We start from the raw sequence: 1,830 nt of genomic DNA on the forward strand, positions 1-1,830 counted from the left end.
AGCGATCTGAGATGTCACAGATCCGTGCAGCAGCCCCGAACGTCGAGCGCCCTACCGGCCCGGAGGGTCGCTTCGGCGTCGCCACGGTGGTCAGGCCCCGTGCGGTGACTTCTGCGAGGAGGTCGGTGACGGAGTAGTCGCCGGTGGCTGGCCGACATCCGAGCCGCCGGTGTCAATGCGCTGCGAACCGATGAGCACGACCAAAAGAAGCCGCGGTTGGCGGGTGAGCTTACGTCGATCTTTCGAGCCCGCAGTGCCACGGTGCTCGGTCACGCGCTGCTCGGATTGTCCTCCTGGATCCCGCTGACCCCTGACCAGACTCCCTGAGTCCGCGGTGGGCATGTGACGTACCGGCCCGCCGTGGCGGCGAGCGCGGCGTTACGCCGGCACCGCGTTGCTTGACGTGGACCCCACAGCCGGCAGGTGGGTTGTCCTGAGTCATGCCCCCATCGTATTCTTTGACTGACTGGTCAGGTAATGATTGGAGAATGGTGCCGAGACGAGCTGATCCGGAGCGGATCGCGCAGAAGCGGGAGCAGATCGCCGTGGAGGCTGGCCGTCTGTTCGCCGCTCAGGGCTATGACCGCACGAGCGTCGCGGAGGTCGCCAAAGCGGTCGGCACGAGTCCGGCCAGTGTCTTCTACTACTTCGAGGACAAGGCTTCCTTGTTCCGGGCGGTGTTCGAGCGTGACCTGCCTGCCGCCGAGGCGTTGATCGCCCGTCATGTCGAAGCGCCCGACCCGGTGACGGCGATCTTGGACGTACTCGACGCCCTGGCCCGAGACGCCGCCGACCCGTCGGCCTCGGGCATGCTGATCGAGCTGCTACGCCGCGCTGGCGATGACCCCGAGCTGCTCGCCGTGGTGGGGCGCACCGCAAACGTCCTACGTGAGGGCCTGGCCGCGCTGATCTCTCGCGGGATCACCGAGGGAGCCATCGACCCGGACCTGGACGCCACCGAGACGGCGGCCTGGTTGCAGGCCATCGTCGATGCGACCTATCTCAACGCCCGTCCAGGGCACTCCCCACATATCGAGTTGCACCGCACCGTGCTGGGTTACCTCAACCCTCCGCAAGGCCGCCAGGAGGAACCTAATGGCTGAGAACACCGTCAACGTATCGATCCCACGGCGATGGATCGTCGGCATGCACGCGGCAGGCGCACTGCTCGGCTTCGGCGCCGCCTTCGTCATCGGACCGCTCGTGACCTGGCTGCTCGGGCTCGCCGGTGACGCACCCGGTCCGCTGCGCTTGGCTGCGGGCCTGCCCCTGGTCTGGGCGATCCCGGTACTCACTCTGGCTGGGCTTGGTGTCGGGTTCTGGTTCGCCAAAGAGTGGCAGAAGGAGAACGGCACCATCACAACCACTCCCGAGGGAGTGACGGTGCACCGTGCCGGGAGCAACCGCTACGTCGCTCGTGAACGCATCGGCGGTGTGTTCACCGACGGTCGCGACCTTATCGTCACCGACAGCGCCACGAACGAGCTGCTGCGCGTCAATACCGACAAGGTGCTCGTCGACAGGCTGCGCGACGCCTTCGAACGCTTCGACTACCCCTGGCAAGGAACACGAGACCCCCACGACCACGCTTTCGCCACCTGGGTCGACGGCAGCGGGCTGCTGGATGCCCGCACGCACGACCTCCTGCGAGCCCGGCAACGTGCGCTGGCCGACAAGCGTCCCGGCGCCGCCGAGGACGCCCGAGACGAACTCCGCAACCTCGGCATCGCCGTACGCGACCGCCACGGCGCCCAGCAGTACCGGGTCATCGGGCGCGGCGAGTAGTAGCCAGTTGTTGCGCCCCGGGTTCAGTGGAGGCTCGGAACTGAC

2 protein-coding genes are annotated in these 1,830 nt (G+C 67.2%); both read left to right on the forward strand.

Going from position 1 to position 1,830, the window contains the following annotated elements:
* The first annotated feature begins 488 nt into the window (after positions 1-488).
* On the forward strand, positions 489-1,103 hold the full coding sequence (locus GJV82_RS19095) for a TetR/AcrR family transcriptional regulator (RefSeq protein WP_006901568.1): 615 nt from the start codon (positions 489-491) through the stop codon (positions 1,101-1,103).
* Entirely contained in the window at positions 1,096-1,785 is a 690-nt protein-coding gene (locus tag GJV82_RS19100; RefSeq protein WP_006901567.1) for a YqeB family protein, read from the forward strand. The genes GJV82_RS19095 and GJV82_RS19100 overlap by 8 nt, the downstream gene beginning before the upstream one ends.
* Positions 1,786-1,830: the final 45 nt, after the last annotated feature.

The organism is Cellulosimicrobium composti (assembly GCF_009711085.1).
Taxonomy (GTDB): domain Bacteria; phylum Actinomycetota; class Actinomycetes; order Actinomycetales; family Cellulomonadaceae; genus Cellulosimicrobium; species Cellulosimicrobium composti.

What these genes read in the sequence shown, in the direction of transcription:
- GJV82_RS19095 (WP_006901568.1), top strand. Translation starts at nt 489, where the DNA reads ATGGTGCCGAGACGAGCTGATCCGGAGCGGATCGCGCAGAAGCGGGAG.
- GJV82_RS19100 (WP_006901567.1), top strand. Translation starts at nt 1,096, where the DNA reads ATGGCTGAGAACACCGTCAACGTATCGATCCCACGGCGATGGATCGTC.